15 protein-coding genes are annotated in these 17,510 nt (G+C 71.4%); 9 read left to right on the top strand and 6 right to left on the bottom strand.

Annotation, left to right across the window (positions count from 1 at the left end):
* Positions 1-43: 43 nt before the first annotated feature.
* Both OG303_RS18715 and OG303_RS18710 read right to left on the bottom strand, forming a co-directional pair.
* Positions 44-922, bottom strand: a complete 879-nt coding sequence (locus tag OG303_RS18715) for an alpha/beta fold hydrolase (protein ID WP_405869542.1) — start codon at positions 920-922, stop codon at positions 44-46.
* A 136-nt stretch (positions 923-1,058) separates the two neighbouring features.
* Positions 1,059-3,653 carry a DEAD/DEAH box helicase gene (locus OG303_RS18710; RefSeq protein WP_405869541.1) on the bottom strand — a complete coding sequence of 865 codons (2,595 nt, stop codon included), beginning with the start codon at positions 3,651-3,653 and terminating at the stop codon, positions 1,059-1,061.
* Between the two features lie 472 nt (positions 3,654-4,125).
* On the opposite strand from OG303_RS18710, the gene OG303_RS18705 reads away from it, so the two are divergent.
* Positions 4,126-4,863, top strand: a complete 738-nt coding sequence (locus OG303_RS18705; protein ID WP_405869540.1) for a ferritin-like domain-containing protein — start codon at positions 4,126-4,128, stop codon at positions 4,861-4,863.
* A 25-nt stretch (positions 4,864-4,888) separates the two neighbouring features.
* Here the strand turns inward: OG303_RS18705 and OG303_RS18700 are convergent, their stop codons facing one another.
* From OG303_RS18700 to OG303_RS18685, 4 genes are all read right to left on the bottom strand, one after another.
* Complete coding sequence (locus tag OG303_RS18700; protein ID WP_405877340.1) at positions 4,889-5,158, bottom strand: hypothetical protein; 270 nt, start codon at positions 5,156-5,158, stop codon at positions 4,889-4,891.
* Positions 5,159-5,341: 183 nt separating this feature from the next.
* Positions 5,342-5,569 (bottom strand): DUF3107 domain-containing protein, encoded by a 228-nt coding sequence (locus tag OG303_RS18695; protein WP_405869539.1) that lies wholly within the window; start codon positions 5,567-5,569, stop codon positions 5,342-5,344.
* A gap of 135 nt (positions 5,570-5,704) precedes the next feature.
* Positions 5,705-6,349, bottom strand: coding sequence for a TetR/AcrR family transcriptional regulator (locus OG303_RS18690; RefSeq protein ID WP_405869538.1), 645 nt, complete (start codon positions 6,347-6,349; stop codon positions 5,705-5,707).
* 203 nt (positions 6,350-6,552) lie between these two features.
* A complete protein-coding gene (locus tag OG303_RS18685) occupies positions 6,553-6,777 on the bottom strand; it encodes a hypothetical protein (RefSeq protein ID WP_405869537.1) in 225 nt (74 codons plus the stop codon).
* A gap of 164 nt (positions 6,778-6,941) precedes the next feature.
* Here OG303_RS18685 and OG303_RS18680 point away from each other — a divergent pair, with 164 nt between their 5' ends.
* From OG303_RS18680 to OG303_RS18645, 8 genes are all read left to right on the top strand, one after another.
* Positions 6,942-8,009, top strand: a complete 1,068-nt coding sequence (locus tag OG303_RS18680) for an alpha/beta fold hydrolase (RefSeq protein ID WP_405869536.1) — start codon at positions 6,942-6,944, stop codon at positions 8,007-8,009.
* A gap of 8 nt (positions 8,010-8,017) precedes the next feature.
* Positions 8,018-9,466: a DUF3152 domain-containing protein gene (locus OG303_RS18675; protein ID WP_405869535.1), complete on the top strand. Its 1,449-nt coding sequence runs from the start codon at positions 8,018-8,020 to the stop codon at positions 9,464-9,466.
* A gap of 56 nt (positions 9,467-9,522) precedes the next feature.
* Positions 9,523-9,615, top strand: coding sequence for an Ms4533A family Cys-rich leader peptide (locus OG303_RS18670; RefSeq protein ID WP_405869534.1), 93 nt, complete (start codon positions 9,523-9,525; stop codon positions 9,613-9,615).
* A gap of 172 nt (positions 9,616-9,787) precedes the next feature.
* Positions 9,788-11,515 (top strand): ABC transporter substrate-binding protein, encoded by a 1,728-nt coding sequence (locus OG303_RS18665; protein WP_405869533.1) that lies wholly within the window; start codon positions 9,788-9,790, stop codon positions 11,513-11,515.
* 4 nt (positions 11,516-11,519) lie between these two features.
* Complete coding sequence (locus OG303_RS18660) at positions 11,520-12,593, top strand: ABC transporter permease (protein ID WP_405869532.1); 1,074 nt, start codon at positions 11,520-11,522, stop codon at positions 12,591-12,593.
* Positions 12,590-13,588, top strand: coding sequence for an ABC transporter permease (locus tag OG303_RS18655; RefSeq protein ID WP_405869531.1), 999 nt, complete (start codon positions 12,590-12,592; stop codon positions 13,586-13,588). Before OG303_RS18660 ends, OG303_RS18655 begins: the two co-directional genes overlap by 4 nt.
* Entirely contained in the window at positions 13,585-15,369 is a 1,785-nt protein-coding gene (locus tag OG303_RS18650; protein ID WP_405869530.1) for a dipeptide ABC transporter ATP-binding protein, read from the top strand. Before OG303_RS18655 ends, OG303_RS18650 begins: the two co-directional genes overlap by 4 nt.
* Before the next feature lie 190 nt (positions 15,370-15,559).
* Positions 15,560-17,290, top strand: a complete 1,731-nt coding sequence (locus OG303_RS18645; RefSeq protein ID WP_405869529.1) for a DUF3492 domain-containing protein — start codon at positions 15,560-15,562, stop codon at positions 17,288-17,290.
* Positions 17,291-17,510: the final 220 nt, after the last annotated feature.

Here is a 17,510-nt window from a genome sequence, read left to right as displayed (position 1 = left end):
AGTACCGGGCCGCACTGGGCCCGTAGTAGGTGAGGGCGCGTTGCTAGCGGGCCTCTGCCCCGTCCCAGAAGTCCGCGAAGGCGCAGGCCGTTTCGAGAGGCTTGTCCGTGTTGGGGGAGTGTTCCGCGCCCTGGACGACGGTGCGGTGCGCGCGCAGGCGCAGTGCCATGTCGTCGAGCAGGGTCACCGGCCAGGTGTCGTCGCGGGAACCCGACAGGACGTGGAACGGCAGTGGTACGGCGGCCAGTTCGGCCACGCGGTCCGGTTCGACGCACAACTGGCGTCCCGTGGCGATGAGTTGGGCGGGCTTGTTGCCCAGCCAGCGGCGGCGCAGGTCCGCCCGGTCGTCGAGCCCGGAGTCGAGTTCGCCGGTGTCGGTCTCCTCGGGCGGCTCCATGGCCTGCATCGCCTCCCACACCTCGGCCATGCTCATCACGGCGAGCGCGTCCCTGAGCAGCTTGACGCGCTGCTGCTGGGAGCCGGAGATCTGGGCGGGGCCGGAGGCCATGAGGGTGAGGGACCGGAAGGGGGCGTGGTCCAGCAGGACCGCGGCTCGCGAGATCTGCCCGCCGAGGGAGTGGCCGACGAGATGCACGGGGGTGCCGAGGGCGGCGGCCTGGGAGAGCACGTCCTGGGCCAGCTCGGCCTGGGCGTAGGCCGCTTCGTCGTGCTCCGGCCCGTCGGACTCGTACTGCCCCCGCCCGTCCACCGCGACGGTCCGATAACCGCGCGCCGCGAGCGGCACGTGCAGTGGGTTGAAGTCCTCCTTGCTGCCGGTGAACCCGGGCACGAACAGCACGGTTCCCCTGGCGGCGACGCCGTCCGCCACGGGCGCGTCGACGACGGCGAAGTCTCCGCGCGCGGTGCGCAGCGAGTGCGCGCGGGCGCCGGGGGGCGGGGTGAAGCTCGGAGGCCTGCTCATGAGGTGAGGCTATCTGGCGGAGGTGTCGGGGGCGGGACGGGCTGGTGCATCAGGGGCGACCGGGCCCGCACGCAGGCGCCGGAACGCCGACGGCCCGGCCCACGCGAGGTGGGCCGGGCCGTCGGTGAGTGAGCGATCAGTTCTCCGCGGGCTCCGCTGCGGCCGTGGCCTTCCGCGGGCGACGCGTCCTGGGCTTCGCCTCGGTCGCGTCGGCGGTGGCCTCGGCGGGTGCCGTGGCCTTGCGGGCGCGCGTGCGGGGCTTGGCCTCGGGCTCGTCGGACGCCTGCGCCGGGATCTCGGCGATGGCGACGGCGGCGGCCTTGCGGGTGCGGCGCGGCTTGGCCTCGGTGGCCTCGGCCGTGTCGACCGCGGCGGTCGCTGCCTTCCGCGTCCGCCGGGGCTTGGTCTCCTCGGTGGTTTCCGAGGCGACGGCCGTCTTGCGGGTGCGGCGCGGCTTGGCCTCCGTGCCCTCCGCCGTGTCGACGGCGGCCTCGGCGGCAGCCGTCGCCTTGCGCGTACGGCGCGGCTTCGCCTCGGTGGCCTCCGGCGCCGCTACGGCGTCGGCGGACTCGGCGACCTTGCGCGTACGCCGACGGGGCGCGGCCTCGGTGGTTTCCGAGGCGACGGCCGTCTTGCGGGTGCGGCGCGGCTTGGCCTCCACGGCCTCGGCGGTGTCGACCGCGGCCTCCGCCGCAGCCGTCGCCTTCCGGGTCCGGGTACGCGGCTTGGCCTCGGGCTCGTCGGCGGCCTGCGCCGGGATCTCGGCGGCAGCCGTCTTGCGCGTCCGGCGCGGCTTGGCCTCCACGGCCTCGGCCGTGTCAACTGCGGCCTCGGCGGCGGCAGTTGCCTTGCGCGTACGGCGACGCGGCGTGGCGGCCGGAGCCTCGGCTTCGGTGGCCTCGGCGGTGTCGACTGCGGTCTCGGCGGCGGCAGTTGCCTTGCGGGTGCGACGGCGCGGAGTGGCTTCCGCCGCCTCCGGGGCGGACTCGGTGGTCCCCTCGGCGGTGTCGACTGCGGTCTCCGCGGCGGGAGTTGCCTTGCGGGTACGGCGACGCGGGGCGGCGGCGGGAGCCTCGGGCTCCGCAACCACCGGGGTCACCACGGCCACGGGGGCTTCCGCGATCGCCGGTGCCTCAGCGGCCACCGTCTCCGTGGCCGTCGTGCCTTCCGCGGACTTGCGAGTGCGGCGGCGGCGCGTCTTCGCGGGGGCCTCGGGGGCGTCCAGGGAGGGGCCCTCCGCCGTCGTGACGGCGGCTTCCGCGGCCTCGGGGGCCGTGGTCGTGGCCGTCACCGGCTCCGACGCACCGGTGCGGGTGCGGCGGCGGCGACGCGGGGTGCGGGGACCGGTGGTCTCCTCGGGCGACGAGACCTGCGTCGCTGCCTCCGGCGTGGCCGTCCCGTCCAGCTCCGTCCCACCGCGGGTACGGCGGCGGCGACGCGGCGTACGGGCCGGGCGCTCGCGCTCTGGCTCGGTGGACCGGGACTCGCCCCGGCCGCCCCGCTCGTTGCGGCCACCACGACCGCGTGCACCGCGGCCGCCGGTCTCGCCCAGGTCCTCGACCTCTTCCGCGTCGAGCCCGGCACGCGTGCGGTCGGCACGCGGCAGGACACCCTTGGTGCCCGCGGGGATGCTCAGTTCCTCGAAGAGGTGCGGGGACGTGGAGTACGTCTCCGGCGGGTCGTTGAACTTGAGCTCCAGCGCCTTGTTGATCAGCTGCCAGCGCGGGATGTCGTCCCAGTCGACGAGGGTGATCGCGATGCCCTTGGCACCCGCGCGGCCGGTGCGGCCGATGCGGTGCAGGTACGTCTTCTCCTCTTCGGGAGACTGGTAGTTGATGACGTGCGTCACGCCCTCGACGTCGATGCCACGGGCGGCGACGTCGGTGCAGACGAGGACATCCACCTTGCCGTTGCGGAAGGCTCGCAGAGCCTGCTCGCGGGCGCCCTGGCCGAGGTCGCCGTGGACCGCGCCGGCCGCGAAGCCGCGCTGCTTGAGCTGGTCGGCGAGGTCGGCCGCGGTGCGCTTCGTACGGCAGAAGACCATGGCCAGTCCTCGGCCGTCGGCCTGCAGTATGCGCGCGACCAGCTCGGGCTTGTCCATGTTGTGCGCGCGGTACACGTGCTGCGAGGTGTTCGCGACCGTCTTGCCCTCGTCGTCCGGCGCTGTGGCACGAATGTGCGTGGGCTGCGACATGTAGCGGCGCGCGAGACCGATGACCGCGCCCGGCATGGTCGCCGAGAACAGCATCGTCTGGCGGCGGGCCGGCAGCAGGTTGATGATCTTCTCGACGTCGGGCAGGAAGCCCAGGTCGAGCATCTCGTCGGCCTCGTCGAGGACGAGGGCCTTGACGTGCTTGAGGTTGAGCTTCTTCTGGCCCGCGAGGTCCAGCAGTCGGCCCGGGGTGCCGACGATCACGTCGACGCCCTGCCTGAGGGCCTCGACCTGGGGCTCGTAGGCCCGGCCGCCGTAGATGGCGAGAACGCGAACGTTGCGTACCTTGCCCGCGGTCAGCAGGTCGTTGGTGACCTGCGTGCACAGCTCGCGCGTGGGGACGACGACGAGCGCCTGCGGGGTGTCGGTGAGGTCCTCGGGCTCAGCGCGGCCCGCCTCCACGTCGGCGGGGACGGTGACGCGCTCGAGGAGCGGGAGACCGAAGCCCAGCGTCTTGCCGGTGCCGGTCTTGGCCTGGCCGATGACGTCCGTGCCGGAAAGGGCGACGGGGAGGGTCATCTCCTGGATGGGGAAGGGGGTGATGATGCCGACGGCCTCGAGGGCCTCGGCGGTCTCCGGAAGGATTCCGAGATCTCTGAACGTGGTAGTCAGGGTGCTGCCTCTTCTGTGTGCGCGGTGCGAGGCGAGCGCGGGGGTCTTTGACGGACCGTGCCGGGGGACGTCGGCTGCCTTACGGGCTTGCCGTAGGGCACGGGACCACTGCCGACGCTCTAGCGCTCGTACCGCTGAGGGGTGTCCCTCCGGACGCCGTACGCAATCTGCCGTACGGATATGGAGGGCTGTCGGGTCGGAGCCGATCGGGCCACCGACCGGGCATCCTCATACGTGCGGCCCGTCGAGTAGTCGGCAGGCGCATTACCACCATACCCCGGAATCTCGCACATGCGATGGCCGATTTGGTCACGTAGCCGTCGTCACACTGATTGACCAGGGACTTCCGAGGCTCGGCGAGCGGACTATTGTGCGCTTCATGACGACGCCTGACAACACCTCTGACGCACCCGCCGAGCACACCGGAGTGGCCGCCCAGGCCTGGGCCCAGGCCTCCGCGGAACCCCAGTACCGGGCCGCGGTCGTCGACCTTCTCGGTGCACTCGCGTACGGCGAACTCGCGGCGTTCGAGCGGCTCGCGGAGGACGCCAAGCTGGCGCCGACGCTGGCGGACAAGGCGGAGCTGGCGAAGATGGCGTCGGCGGAGTTCCACCACTTCGAGAGGCTGCGTGACCGCCTCACGGAGATCGGCGAGGAGCCCACCCGCGCGATGGAGCCGTTCGTCGCCGCGCTGGACGGCTTCCACAAGCAGACGGCGCCCTCGGACTGGCTGGAGGGGCTCGTCAAGGCCTACGTCGGCGACTCGATCGCCAGCGACTTCTACCGCGAGGTCGCGGCCCGGCTCGACACGAACTCGCGGGAACTCGTGCTGGCCGTTCTGGACGACACCGGGCACGCCGGCTTCGCCGTGGAGAAGGTGCGTGCCGCGATCGACGCAGACCCGCGCGTGGGCGGCCGACTCGCCCTGTGGGCGCGGCGTTTGATGGGCGAGGCGCTGTCGCAGTCCCAGCGGGTGGTCGCGGACCGGGACGCGCTGTCGACGATGCTCGTCGGCGGCGTCGCGGACGGCTTCGACCTCGCCGAGGTTGGCCGGATGTTCTCGCGGATCACCGAGGCGCACACCAAGCGCATGGCGGCTCTGGGGCTTGCCGCCTAGCTCTCATCCGTCGTCCCGGTCGGGGTCACGCCGGCGCCGACCGCCGGCGGAGTCTGCCCGCCGGACGCACCAGCAGGGACAGCGAGGCGGTCGACACGATCGCCGCGCCGAGCAGGATCAGCAGGAAGTTGCCGGGGCCCAGCGCGCTGTGTGTGATGAAGGCGCCGAACAGGGCTCCGGCGATGCCCGTTGCCAGCACCATGGAACGGGCGGGCAGACGGTGCGAAAGCCGGTGGTTCGCGCCCCAGGCGAGCACGAGACCGAGCAGTGCGGAGCCGAGCGCTTCGAACAACATCATGGGGTCCCTCCCACACGGCCACACTGTGCGTCACGGTCGTAGCCCGTCATACCCGTGACCTGCGGAATGCAATCCTCCTCTGTGCGCGAGTTGTGCTCCATATGTGGAGAAAAAAAATCTTGAAGAAAACCGGAGGGGCCCGGCGACCATCGGTCGTCGGGCCCCTCTCGTGCTGCGTGCCTACAGCGCTCCGAAGCCCACCTTGCGCGGCGCCGGCTCGCCGAGCTCGACGTAGGCGAGGCGCTCGGCCGGGACGAGGACCTTGCGGCCGTGTTCGTCCTCGAGGGTCAGCAGCTGCGACTTCCCGGCCAGTGCCTCGGCCACGACCCGCTCGACCTCCTCGGCACTCTGACCGCTCTCCAGAACGATCTCGCGGGGCGCGTGCTGCACGCCGATCTTGACCTCCACGGCTATGTCCCTCCGACGGTCAGTGAAGTGCGCGACCTTTACGCGCCGTACCCAGCACACATTAGCCCGGTGAGGGGACGTGCACGCTCCGCCGGGGCACGCCAGGAGCGAACAGCCGACGGGAACAAACGGCCGTCAGTGGTGCTGGTCGGTGCCGTGCAGCGGGAAGCCCGCGATACCGCGCCACGCCAGCGAGGTCAGCAACTGCACCGCCTGGTCGCGCGGCACGCTGCGGTCGCTGTGCAGCCAGGAACGGGCCACGACCTGGGCGAGACCGCCGAGCCCGGAGGCCAGCAGCATCGACTCCGCGCGCGAGAGGCCGGTGTCCTCGGCGATGACCTCGCAGATCGCCTCCGCGCACTCGGTCGTGACCTTGTCGACGCGCTCGCGCACCGCCGGCTCGTTCGTCAGGTCCGACTCGAAGACCAGGCGGAAGGCTCCGCCGTCGTCCTCGACGTACGCGAAGTAGGCGTCCATGGTCGCCCGTACGCGCTGCTTGTTGTCGGTCGTCGACGCCAGCGCGGTGCGTACCGACTGGATGAGCGACTCGCAGTGCTGGTCCAGCAGCGCGAGGTACAGGTCGAGCTTGCCCGGGAAGTGCTGGTAGAGCACCGGCTTGCTGACGCCCGCGCGCTCGGCGATGTCGTCCATCGCGGCCGCGTGGTAGCCCTGTGCCACGAAGACTTCCTGCGCGGCGCCCAGCAATTGGTTCCGTCGGGCACGGCGCGGCAGGCGCGTGCCCCGCGGGCGTGCCGCCTCTGTCTGCTCGATGGCTGTCACGCCGCCTCCCAATTTCGTCCACATGCGGTGTGCGCCGCGCCGCCATCGTACTTTTCGGTAACCCTGCTGTGCGCGGTGCGAGCGCAGAATTTCACGGACCGGACGGCGACGAAAGCCGTGCAGAGAGTTTCAAATCGCCCCGAAGCGGGCAGCCGCTCGCCTCGGTCCAGCTCAGCGGCACCCTCCGGTGCTCCTGTCCCTCGTCAGCGGTAGTCGTCCTCGTCGATGGAGACGACGCGACGCTGTTCGACAAGATCGGCCTCGTTCGCCCGGGCCGGGTCCACGTCCTCGAGGGGGTCGTCGCGGTCGGCCGCCCGGTCCGTGAACCGGTCCGCGGCCTCGTTCTCCGGGGCCTCGACGTCGATCTCCCGCGCCTCCTGCGTGTCCTCGTCCTCGAATGTCTCGGGATCGGTGGGGTCTACGGCCATGGCTGGGCTCCCTTCCTACGAATGTCCCTGAAAGAAGCAGGGGTCACAGCGGGTGCCCTCTCTACGAGCCTAGGAGACACGGGATCCGGACGCTATGGGATGTCCGTGCGATCTGTGACGGCGAACACATGAGCCACTGCGTGATCGTCTCGTAACATTGCCGCATGTCTTCGACCGAGCTGCCGTCCGTGCCGGCGACCAATGCGCTCCCGAAGGTGTCGCCCGTCAGAGTCGCGGAAGGTGAGCGGCTCAGGTCGGTCGGACTACCGGGGATCACGTTGACGGTGCGGTCGAGACCGCCCGCGCGTGAGGGACTGCCACCCGCGCTGTACGTCCACGGGCTCGGCGGCTCCTCGCAGAACTGGTCGGATCTGATGCAGCTGCTCGACGGGGTCGTGGACGGTGAGGCCGTCGACCTGCCGGGCTTCGGCGATTCCCCGCCGCCGGACGACGGCGACTACTCGGTCACCGGGCACGCGCGCGCGGTGATCCGTTTTCTCGACGCGGTCGGACGCGGGCCCGTGCACCTCTTCGGCAACTCGCTCGGCGGCGCCGTCACCACCAGGGTCGCGGCGCTGCGGCCCGACCTCGTACGGACGCTCACGCTGGTGTCGCCGGCGCTGCCGGAGATCCGCGTCCAGCGCAGCGCGGTGCCGACGGCGATGCTGGCGCTGCCCGGAGTCGCCGGACTCTTCACCCGGCTGACCAAGGAGTGGTCTGCGGAGGAGCGGGTCCGCGGGGTGATGGCGCTCTGCTACGGCGACCCCGCGCGGGTCTCGCCGGAAGGTTTCCGCAACGCCGTGGAGGAGATGGAGCGGCGGCTGCAACTGCCGTACGTCTGGGACGCGTTGACACGCTCCGCGCGCGGGCTCGTCGACGCGTACACGCTGGGCGGCCAGCACGGGCTGTGGCGCCAGGCCGAGCGCGTGCTCGCCCCGACCCTGCTCGTCTACGGCGGCCGGGACCAGCTCGTCGGCTTCCGCATGGCCCAGAAGGCGGCCCGCACCTTCCGCGACTCCCGCCTGCTCGCCCTGCCGGAGGCGGGGCACGTGGCGATGATGGAGTACCCGGAGACGGTGTCCCGGGCGTTCTGCGAACTTCTCGGTGAAACGGGCGAGTTGGCCGGCGGTTTCCCGTCCGGGAAGCCGGCGGTCGAGGGCAAGGCTTCCCTCGACGGAGGTGGTGCGGTCGTCGGCGACGGCGAGACCGCTGCCGAGAGTGCGGGGAGCTGAGGGGAGACGTGGGACGCCACAGCCGCCGCGGGGGCGCCGCGGCCGCGGAGGGTGACGCAGGGGACATGGGCGCGGGGCGGGGCGGTCGGCCGACCGCCGGGCCCGGCTCGGTTCCGGGGGCGCAGCAAGGTGGTTCGGGCGGTCGCCGGGTGCCCGGGCCGTCGTCCGGCCAGCAGGCGGCTCCGCCGTACGGGGCGCCGAGGCCGGCGGACGGCACCCCCGCGCGCGGGGTGCCGCGATTCCCTGACGGCACGCCCGCGCGTGGAGTGCCGCGGCTGCCCGACGGCACCCCCGCGCACGGCACCCCCCGTTTCCCCGACGGCACCCCCGCCCACGGCACGCCGCGAGTCCGCGGTGGTCACCCCGAGCAGCGTGAAGCCGGCGGTGGCTGGGGGAAGTTGAGAGGGCAGGACGGTGCGGCGGGCGCCGGGGCCGGCGTTTCCCTTCCGCGGCAGCGGCAGGCTCCGCCCGGAGTGCCGCGGCAGGACTACCTCGACGCCTTCGACGAGGACGACGACGTCTTCGCGCCCCGTAGCGGCGTCTCCGCGCACGCCTCGGACCCCTACGACTCCGTCACCGACTGGGACCCCGGCACCGGTGTCGGCGTCCCCTCCGAGACCGACGACGACGCGCCGCCGACCGGCGTGCCCGCGCAGGTCAGGGGCACCAAGGGGCGGACGTTCACCGGTATCGCGGCCGCCGCCGTCACTACCGTGCTGGCCGTCATCGTCGCCGGGCAGGTCGCCAACGGGCGGGACGACGACGCCATAGGGACGCAGTCGGCCACCGACCAGGCGCGCGACGCCAGGGACTCGGCCTCGCAGCCGGCGCCGTCCTCGTCGCCGAGCGTGGCGACGCTGACGTACGCGCAGGCGATGGGCAAGAAGTACCCGCTCAGTGCCACGCTCAAAGGGTCGGGGAAGTTCGACGCGGTCCCCGGGGTCGACAAGGCGCCGGGCACGGGACAGAAGTACACCTACCGCGTGGACGTGGAGCAGGGGCTCGGGCTCGACGGCGAACTCTTCGCCCGGGCCGTGCAGCAGACACTCAACGACAAGCGCAGCTGGGCCCACAACGGCGCCCGCACCTTCGAGCGCATCTACACCGGCAAGCCTGACTTCGTGATCACGCTCGCCAGCCCCGGGACCACCGCCAAGTGGTGCGCCAAGTCCGGCCTCGACACCACCGAGGACAACGTCTCCTGCGACTCGGCCTCCACCGAGCGAGTGATGATCAACGCATACAGATGGGCACAGGGATCGAAGACATACGGTGATCAAATTCACGCCTACCGGCAAATGTTGATCAACCACGAGGTCGGTCACCGGCTCGGCTACAGCCATGTCACCTGCAGCAAGAACGGCCAGCTCGCGCCGGTCATGCAGCAGCAGACCAAGTTCCTCGACCATGACGGGATCCACTGTCTGCCCAATCCCTGGCCGTATCCCGGGAGTTGACAAGCGCCACATACGTCACATTGACATGCGCAGAAAGTTCATACATATTTCTGGGCATGTCGACCCCCCACGCCTCCGCATGCGCCGCCATAGAGCTGGCGCTGATCGGCGTGACCCCGCTCTGCGTGGCCGATATTCACTGTCGCTGACGCTCGCCCCCAGGCGTTCGCGTCGCGATCTTTTTCTCTTCCGTGACTCGGTCACGGTTTTCGACGACCTGACGCCCGGGCAGAGGTCTGTTCACTTTCGTCTCACTCCTCGTCCATCTGTCTCACGATTCGGGCAAACGGGCTCGAACCACCCCGAGAGGTCGTCATTCCGATGCGCCAACCGTCCGTCACAGCGCGCCGCGTGGCCGCGGCATCCGTAGGCCTGGTGCTGGCAGCGGGTGCCGCCGCCTGCGGGCCGAAAGACAACGATGCCAAGGGCGGCGCCGGCGGCGACTCCACGCCCCACAAGGGCGGCACGCTCACGGTCCTGAACTCCGAGGCCCAGACGGACTTCGACCCCGCGCGCCTGTACACCTCCGGCGGTGGCAACGTCCCGTCCCTGGTCTTCCGTACGCTCACCACCCGCAACCGCGAGGACGGCGCGGCCGGCGCCAAGGTCGTCCCCGACCTCGCCACCGACACCGGGCGTCCCAACAAGGACGCGACCGTGTGGACGTACACCCTGAAGAAGGGCCTCAAGTACGAGGACGGCACCGCGATCACGTCCGCCGACATCAAGTACGGCATCGAGCGCTCCTTCGCGCCCGAACTGTCCGGCGGCGCCCCCTACTTGCGGGACTGGCTGGTCGGCGCGGCCGACTACCAGGGGCCGTACAAGGACAAGGGCAAGAAGGGTCTGTCGGCGATCGGGACGCCGGACAGCCGGACCATCGTCTTCCATCTGAACAAGCCCGAGGGCGAGTTCCCGTACCTGGCCACGCAGACGCAGTTCACGCCCGTCCCGAAGGCCAAGGACACGGGCACGAAGTACGAGGAGCACCCGATCTCGTCCGGCCCGTACAAGGTCGTCAAGAACGAGAACGACGGTGAGCACCTGGTGCTCGAGCGCAACAAGTACTGGTCGACGGCGACGGACGCCGAGCGCAAGGCCTACCCGGACAAGGTCGACGTGAAGTCGGGGCTGGACTCGTCCGTGATCAACCAGCGGCTGTCCGCGTCTCAGGGAGCGGACGCGACCGCCGTCACGACGGACACCAACCTCGGTCCGGCCGAGCTCGCCAAGGTGAGCGGGGACAAGGAACTGGCCGCCCGCGTCGGCACGGGCCACTTCGGTTACACGAACTACATAGCGTTCAACCCGACGGTCAAGCCGTTCAACAACGTCAAGGTGCGGCAGGCGATCTCGTACGCCATCGACCGGTCGTCCGTGGTCAACGCGGCCGGCGGTTCCGCGCTCGCCGAGGCTGCCACCACCTTCCTGCCGGACCAGAAGTCGTTCGGGTACACGCCGTACGACCTCTTCCCGGCCGGCAAGACGGGCAACGCCGCCAAGGCCAAGGAGCTGCTGGCGCAGGCCGGTTACAAGAACGGGCTCACCGTCACGCTGACCCACTCCAACGCCAAGGACTTCGAGACCAGCCCGGAGATCGCGACCGCCGTCCAGGACGCGCTCAAGAAGGCCGGCATCACGGTCAAGCTGCAGGGCCTGGAGGACAACGACTACCGGGACAAGATCCACAGCGTGAAGACCGAGCCCGGCTTCTTCCTCGCCCACTGGGGTGCCGACTGGCCCTCCGGCGGTCCCTTCCTCGCCCCGATCTTCGACGGCCGGCAGATCGTCAAGGACGGCTCGAACTTCAACAACGGCCTGCTGAACGACAAGTCGGTCAATGCCGAGATTGACGCGATCAACAAGTTGACCGATCTTGACGCGGCCGCCAAGAGGTGGGGCGCACTGGACAAGAAGATCGGCGAGCAGGCCCTGACCGTGCCGCTGTTCCACCCCGTCTACAAGCGCCTGGTCGGCGGCGACATCAAGAACGTCGTGATCAGCGACTGGACCGGCGTGCTGGACATCTCGCAGGTCGCGGTCAAGTAGCGCCGTGAGCGAGGCACTTGTCGCCGCCGAGGCCGCCGGGACGGGCGTGGAGCCCGTTCCCGGCGCCTCGGGGGCTCGTCAGTTCTGGCGGCGGCTGCGTACGCAGCGCGCCGCCCTCGTCGCGGCGGCCCTCGTCGCGCTGCTGGTCCTGGTCGCGCTCGCCGCGCCCCTCCTCACCCTCATCGAGGGCCAGGACCCGACCACGTACCACCCGTCACTCGTCGACTCCGCGCGCGGAGGCGTGCCGATCGGCTCCTTCGGAGGGATCGGCGGGGACCACTGGCTGGGCGTCGAACCGCAGACCGGACGTGATCTGTTCGCGCGGCTCGTGTACGGGGCGCGGGTCTCGCTGGGGGTCGCGCTGGCCGCGACGGTCATCCAGGTCTTCGTGGGTGTGGTGATGGGCATCGCCTCGGCGCTCGGCCGTGGATGGGTTGATCAACTGTTGAGCAGGATCACCGACATCTTCGTCGCCATGCCGTTGATGATCATGTCGTTGGCGCTGCTCGCGATCGTCCCGTCGAGCTTTCCGCGACCTGTACTGGTCACGTTGGTCATCGGGTTCATCGCCTGGGGCAACATCGCGAAGATCGTGCGGGCCCAGACGCTCACGCTGAAGGGGCTCGACTACGTCTCCGCCGCCCGGCTCAGCGGCTGGGGCACCTGGCGCATCGCCCGCAGAGAGCTGCTGCCGGGGCTCGCCGCGCCGGTCATCACGTACGCCGCGATCCTCATGCCGGTCAACATCAGCGTCGAGGCCGCCCTGTCGTTCCTCGGCGTCGGCGTGAAGCCGCCGACGCCGTCCTGGGGGCAGATGCTGACCGCCGCCGACGTCTGGTACCAGGCGGCCCCGCAGTACCTGCTGCTCCCGGCGGGCGCGCTGTTCGTCACCGTGCTCGCGCTGACCGTCCTCGGCGACGGCGTGCGCACCGCTCTGGACCCGCGCGCCGCCTCACGCCTGAGCATCGGCACGGGCCGCAAGCGCGAGGCCAAGGCCAACAACAAGCCCGAGGCCGGCACCAAGCCCGAGGCGAACACCAGGCTTGAGGCCAAGGCCGACAAGGGGGGCGCCGCATGAGCGGCTTCGGAGGCTTCCTCCTGCGACGCGCCGTCGGCACCGTGGTGACCCTGCTGGCCATCTCGGTGATCGTCTACGTCGTCTTCTACGCCACCCCGGGCAACGTCGCCCAGATCACCTGCGGTCCCCGCTGCTCCCCGGAGCAGGTGCACCAGGTGGCCCAGCAACTGAAGCTCGACGACCCGCTGTACGTGCGCTACTGGCACTTCCTGGTGGGCCTGATCGCCGGTCAGGACTACTCCACCGGCACCTCGGTGGAGCACTGCTCGGCCCCCTGCCTCGGGCTCTCCTACCAGAGCGACCAGCAGGTCATGAACATCATCCTGACCAAGCTCCCGGTGAGTCTGTCGCTCGTGCTCGGCGCGATGGTGCTGTGGCTGGTGCTCGGCGTCGGCACCGGTGTGCTCTCCGCGTGGCGGCGGGGCCGGTTCACCGAGCGGGTGCTGACCGCCCTCACCTTGGCCGGCTGGGCCACCCCGGTCTTCGTCATCGGCCTGGTCCTGATGATCGTCGTCTGCGGCGAACTGCAACTGCTGCCCTTCCCGCAGTACGTGAACTTCACCGACGACCCCGAACAGTGGGCCTGGAACCTGCTCCTGCCCTGGCTCTCGCTCGCCCTCATCGAGGCCGCGGCCTTCGCCCGGCTGACCAGGGCGGCGATGCTGGAGACGCTGGCCGAGGACCACATCCGCACCTTCCGGGCGTACGGCGTCGCCGAGCGGACGATCGTGGGACGGCACGCGCTGCGCGGCGCGCTGGCGCCCGTCATCGCGCTGAACGCCAACAACGTCGGCTCGGCGATCGGCGGCGCCGTCCTCACCGAGACCCTCTTCGGACTGCCCGGCATCGGCCAGGAACTCGTCCATGCCGTCAACGTGGTCGACCTCCCGGTCGTCGTCGGCATGGTCCTGGTGATCGGCTTCTTCGTGGTCCTCGCCAACGCCGTCGCGGACGTGCTGTACGCGGTGGCCGACCGACGGGTGGTACTGACGTGAGTCTCGTCCAAGTCACGGATCTGACCGTCGAGTTCGGCGACCTGCGGGCCGTCGACGGCCTTTCCTTCCAACTGGAGCAGGGTGCCGCTCTGGCCCTGGTCGGCGAGTCGGGCTCCGGCAAGTCCACGGTCGCCTCGGCCCTGCTGGGGCTGCACCGCGGCACCGGCGCGCGGGTCGGCGGCTCGATCGGGGTCGCCGGCACCGACGTACAGGAGGCGTCCGACGACGAACTGCGGCGGCTGCGCGGCGGGAAGGCGGCGATGGTCTTCCAGGACCCGCTGTCGTCCCTCGATCCGTACTACGCGATCGGCGACCAGATCGCCGAGGTGTACCGCGTGCACACGCGCGTGTCTCGGCGAGCGGCACGCGCGCGTGCGGTGGAGGTATTGGACCGGGTGGGAATTCCGGACGCACAACGCCGGTCCCGCTCGCGGCCGCACGAGTTCAGCGGCGGCATGCGTCAGCGGGCGCTCATCGCCATGGCGCTGGCCTGCGAGCCCGAGCTGCTGATCGCCGACGAGCCGACGACGGCCCTCGACGTCACCGTCCAGGCCCAGATCCTCGACCTGCTGCACACGCTGCGCGAGGAGACCGGCATGGGGCTGCTGCTCGTCACGCACGACGTGGGCGTCGCCGCCGAGAGCGTCGACGACGTCCTCGTCATGCGGCACGGGCGCGTGGTCGAACACGGGCCGGTGGCGGACGTGCTGGGCGCGCCGGCGGAGGCGTACACACGCGACCTGCTGGCGGCGGTCCCGCGCGTGGACACGCGGCGGGCGATACCGGAGGACCTCCGGGAAGCTGTGACGGGGGATGGCCGGACTGACGTGTCAGGTGCTGCGGCTAGGGGCGGCGGGACCGACTCGGCAGGAGCTGTGACGGAGGGCGGCGGGGCCGACTTCGCAGGAGTTGTGGTCGAGGGCGGCGAGACCGTCTCCGTCGGCGCCGGGGCGGGGGACACCCCGGGTGTCTCCTCGGGCACTGCCGGGGACGTCGTCCTGGAGGCGAAGGGCCTGCGGCGTGAATTCGGGCGCGGCAAGCGGGCGTTCGCGGCCGTGGACGACGTGTCGCTGACGATCCACCGGGGCGAGACCCTCGGCGTCGTCGGCGAGAGCGGCAGCGGCAAGACGACGCTGGGCCGGATGCTGGTCGGCCTGCTGGAGCCGACGGCCGGGGAGGTCCGCTACGAGGGGCACGCGCGCGTGGGCGTGAATCCGGCCGTCCAGATGGTCTTCCAGGACCCCGTCTCCTCCCTCAACCCCCGCCGCAGCGTGGGCGAATCGATAGCCGATCCGCTCCGCGCGCGGGGCGAGCGGGACGAGGGGCGCATCCGGGGGCGTGTCACGGAACTGCTGGAGCGCGTGGGGCTCGAAGGGGCGCACTACGACCGCTACCCGCACGAGTTCAGCGGCGGCCAGCGCCAGCGCGTCGGCATCGCGCGGGCGCTCGCCGCCGACCCGCGCGTCATCGTCTGCGACGAGCCCGTCTCCGCTCTGGACGTGACCACACAGGCCCAGGTGGTCGCCCTGCTCGGCGAGTTGCAGCGCGAACTCGGGCTCGCGCTCGTCTTCGTCGCCCACGACCTCGCCGTCGTACGACAGGTCAGCGACCGGGTCGCGGTCATGCGACGCGGCCGGATCGTCGAGTCGGGCCCCGCCGACGAGGTGTACGACAGCCCCCAGGACCCGTACACCAAGCAGCTCCTGGCCGCCGTACCGGCACTCGACCCCCAGGTCGCGGCCCGTCGCAGGGCCGCCCGTCGAGAGCTGGCCGCCGCCTGACGGAACGTAACTGCTTGATCTCTTAGCGCGATGGAACGCGACCCGCACGGGAAAGTTACGAGCGTTCACCCCTTTTGGTGGTGCGACGGACAACCGTCCGTCGCACCACCGCCTTGTCCGCATACGTTCTTCCCGCTGCGAGCCGCCGGGTCAACGGTGGCTCCCCATACGGGAGATCGGGGGTGCACTCGTGCGCATCGGACTGCTTACGGAGGGTGGCTATCCGTATGTGAGCGGTGACGCCAGGCTCTGGTGCGACCGGCTCGTGCGCGGGCTCGGGCAGCACGAGTTCGACGTCTACGCGCTCAGCCGCAGCGAGCGCCAGGAGGACGAGGGCTGGGTCCCGCTGCCGTCGCAGGTCAACCGTGTGCGGACGGCACCGCTGTGGACGGCCGAGGACGACGGGGTCGGCTACGGGCGGCGGGCGCGCCGCCGGTTCCACGAGTGCTACGGGGAGTTGGCGGCCGCGCTGTGCGCGGGCAACGCCGGGGATCCTTCCGGCACTTCCGGGCAGGCTTCGGCCGCTGAGGCGGACCGTTTCGGCAGCGCGCTGTACGGGCTCGCCGAACTCGCCCGCGACGAAGGCGGGCTGGTGGGAGCGCTCCGCTCCGAGGCCGCCGTACGCGCCCTGGAGCGCGCCTGTCGTGCGCCGGGCGCCCTGCGGGCGGCACGTGAGGCGCGCGTACCGGACCTGCTCGCGGTCGCCGCGCACCTGGAGCGCGCCCTGCGCCCCCTCTCGCTCGACTGGTACGAGGAGGACGGGCTCGGCTCGGTCGACCTGTGCCACGCGACGTCCGGCGGCCCCGCGGCCCTGCCCGGACTGCTCGCCGGCCACTTCCACGGCGTACCCCTGCTGCTGACCGAGTACGGCGTGCGGCTGCGCACGCACTACCTGGCCGCCACGGACGCTCCGCCCGCCGTGCGGTCCCTGCTCGCCGCCTTCCACGGCAGGCTCGCCGCCGAGATCTACGACCGGGCCGCGGTCGTCACACCGGGCAACGCGCACGCCCGCCGCTGGCAGGAGCGCTGCGGCGCCGACCGCGCGAAGGTCCGTACGGTCTACCCGGGCATGGACGCCTCCCACTTCGCCGAGGTGGGGGAGTCCCCGGAGTGCGCGGACCCCGACACGGTGGTCTGGGTCGGCCGCGTCGAACCCACCAAGGACCTGGTCTCGCTACTGCACGCCTTCGCGGAGATCCGCAAGGAGGAGCCGAAGACGCGGCTGCGGATCGTCGGCGCGCCGGTCGGCGCCGAGGGCGAGGCCTACCTCGGGCACTGCAGGGCCCTCGCCGCGCAGCTCTTCCCCGACGAGGCCGAGGGGCCGCACTCCGTCGGCGACAACCCCGTCTCCTTCGAGGAGGTCGGCGGCCCGGAGCTGCCGAGCCTCGCCGACGCGTACGCCGCCGGTGCGCTGACCGTGCTGTCAAGCGTCGTCGAGGGCTTCCCGATCAGCCTGGTCGAGGCCATGTTCTGCGGCCGGGCGACGGTGTCCACGGACGTCGGCGCGGTCGTCGAGGTCATCGGCGGCACGGGGCTCGTCGTACCGCCGCGCAACCCGCGGGCGCTCGCCGAGGCGTGTCTCGCGCTGCTGCGGGACCCCGAGCGCTGCGAGCGGCTGGGCGCCGCGGCACGCGCGCGTGCGCTCGAACTGTTCACCGTCGAGCAGAACACCACGGCATTTCACGGCATTTACCTGGAGATCGTCTCGCACACCCCGGTGCGCCGGGTCGTCCTCGACGACACCGGAGAACCCCTGCCCTTCGCCGTCCCCGCCGAGGCCCACGTCCCCGGCCGCTGGACCGACCCGGGCGCGCGCGTGGTGGCCCGCGGCGGACCCGGCTGGGCGGCGGGCGCACCGGTCCGTGCGACGAACCCGATGCGCCCCACCACTCCGATGCCGGCCACGGAGGGGACACGATGAGCGACTTGGGAGCCCTGGACCGCCCCGGCATGCCGGACAGCCCCGGAGCCTGGGACGAACGCTCGCGGGGATGGCTCACGGGGGAGACGCCCGGCACGGAGAGCGCCGGGGGCGAGGCGGCGCCTTGTCGGTGCGGCAGCGATGACGTGTCGGTGGGCGCGGGTGGTGGTGCTGAGGTTTCGGTGCGGGCGGGTGGCGGTGTTGAGGTTCCGGTACGTGC

Source organism: Streptomyces sp. NBC_00005 (assembly GCF_045160215.1).
Lineage (GTDB): Bacteria > Actinomycetota > Actinomycetes > Streptomycetales > Streptomycetaceae > Streptomyces.
The sequence above is the reverse complement of the archived record's forward strand: the minus strand, read 5'-3'. Positions and strand labels throughout refer to the sequence as shown.

Excerpts from the sequence above, each read along its gene's own strand:
- OG303_RS18665 (WP_405869533.1), top strand. The coding sequence starts at position 9,788 with ATGCGCCAACCGTCCGTCACAGCGCGCCGCGTGGCCGCGGCATCCGTA.
- OG303_RS18670 (WP_405869534.1), top strand. The coding sequence starts at position 9,523 with ATGTCGACCCCCCACGCCTCCGCATGCGCCGCCATAGAGCTGGCGCTG.
- OG303_RS18685 (WP_405869537.1), bottom strand. The coding sequence starts at position 6,777 with ATGGCCGTAGACCCCACCGATCCCGAGACATTCGAGGACGAGGACACG.
- OG303_RS18655 (WP_405869531.1), top strand. The coding sequence starts at position 12,590 with ATGAGCGGCTTCGGAGGCTTCCTCCTGCGACGCGCCGTCGGCACCGTG.
- OG303_RS18705 (WP_405869540.1), top strand. The coding sequence starts at position 4,126 with ATGACGACGCCTGACAACACCTCTGACGCACCCGCCGAGCACACCGGA.
- OG303_RS18710 (WP_405869541.1), bottom strand. The coding sequence starts at position 3,653 with ATGACCCTCCCCGTCGCCCTTTCCGGCACGGACGTCATCGGCCAGGCC.
- OG303_RS18715 (WP_405869542.1), bottom strand. The coding sequence starts at position 922 with ATGAGCAGGCCTCCGAGCTTCACCCCGCCCCCCGGCGCCCGCGCGCAC.
- OG303_RS18680 (WP_405869536.1), top strand. The coding sequence starts at position 6,942 with ATGTCTTCGACCGAGCTGCCGTCCGTGCCGGCGACCAATGCGCTCCCG.
- OG303_RS18700 (WP_405877340.1), bottom strand. The coding sequence starts at position 5,158 with ATGTTGTTCGAAGCGCTCGGCTCCGCACTGCTCGGTCTCGTGCTCGCC.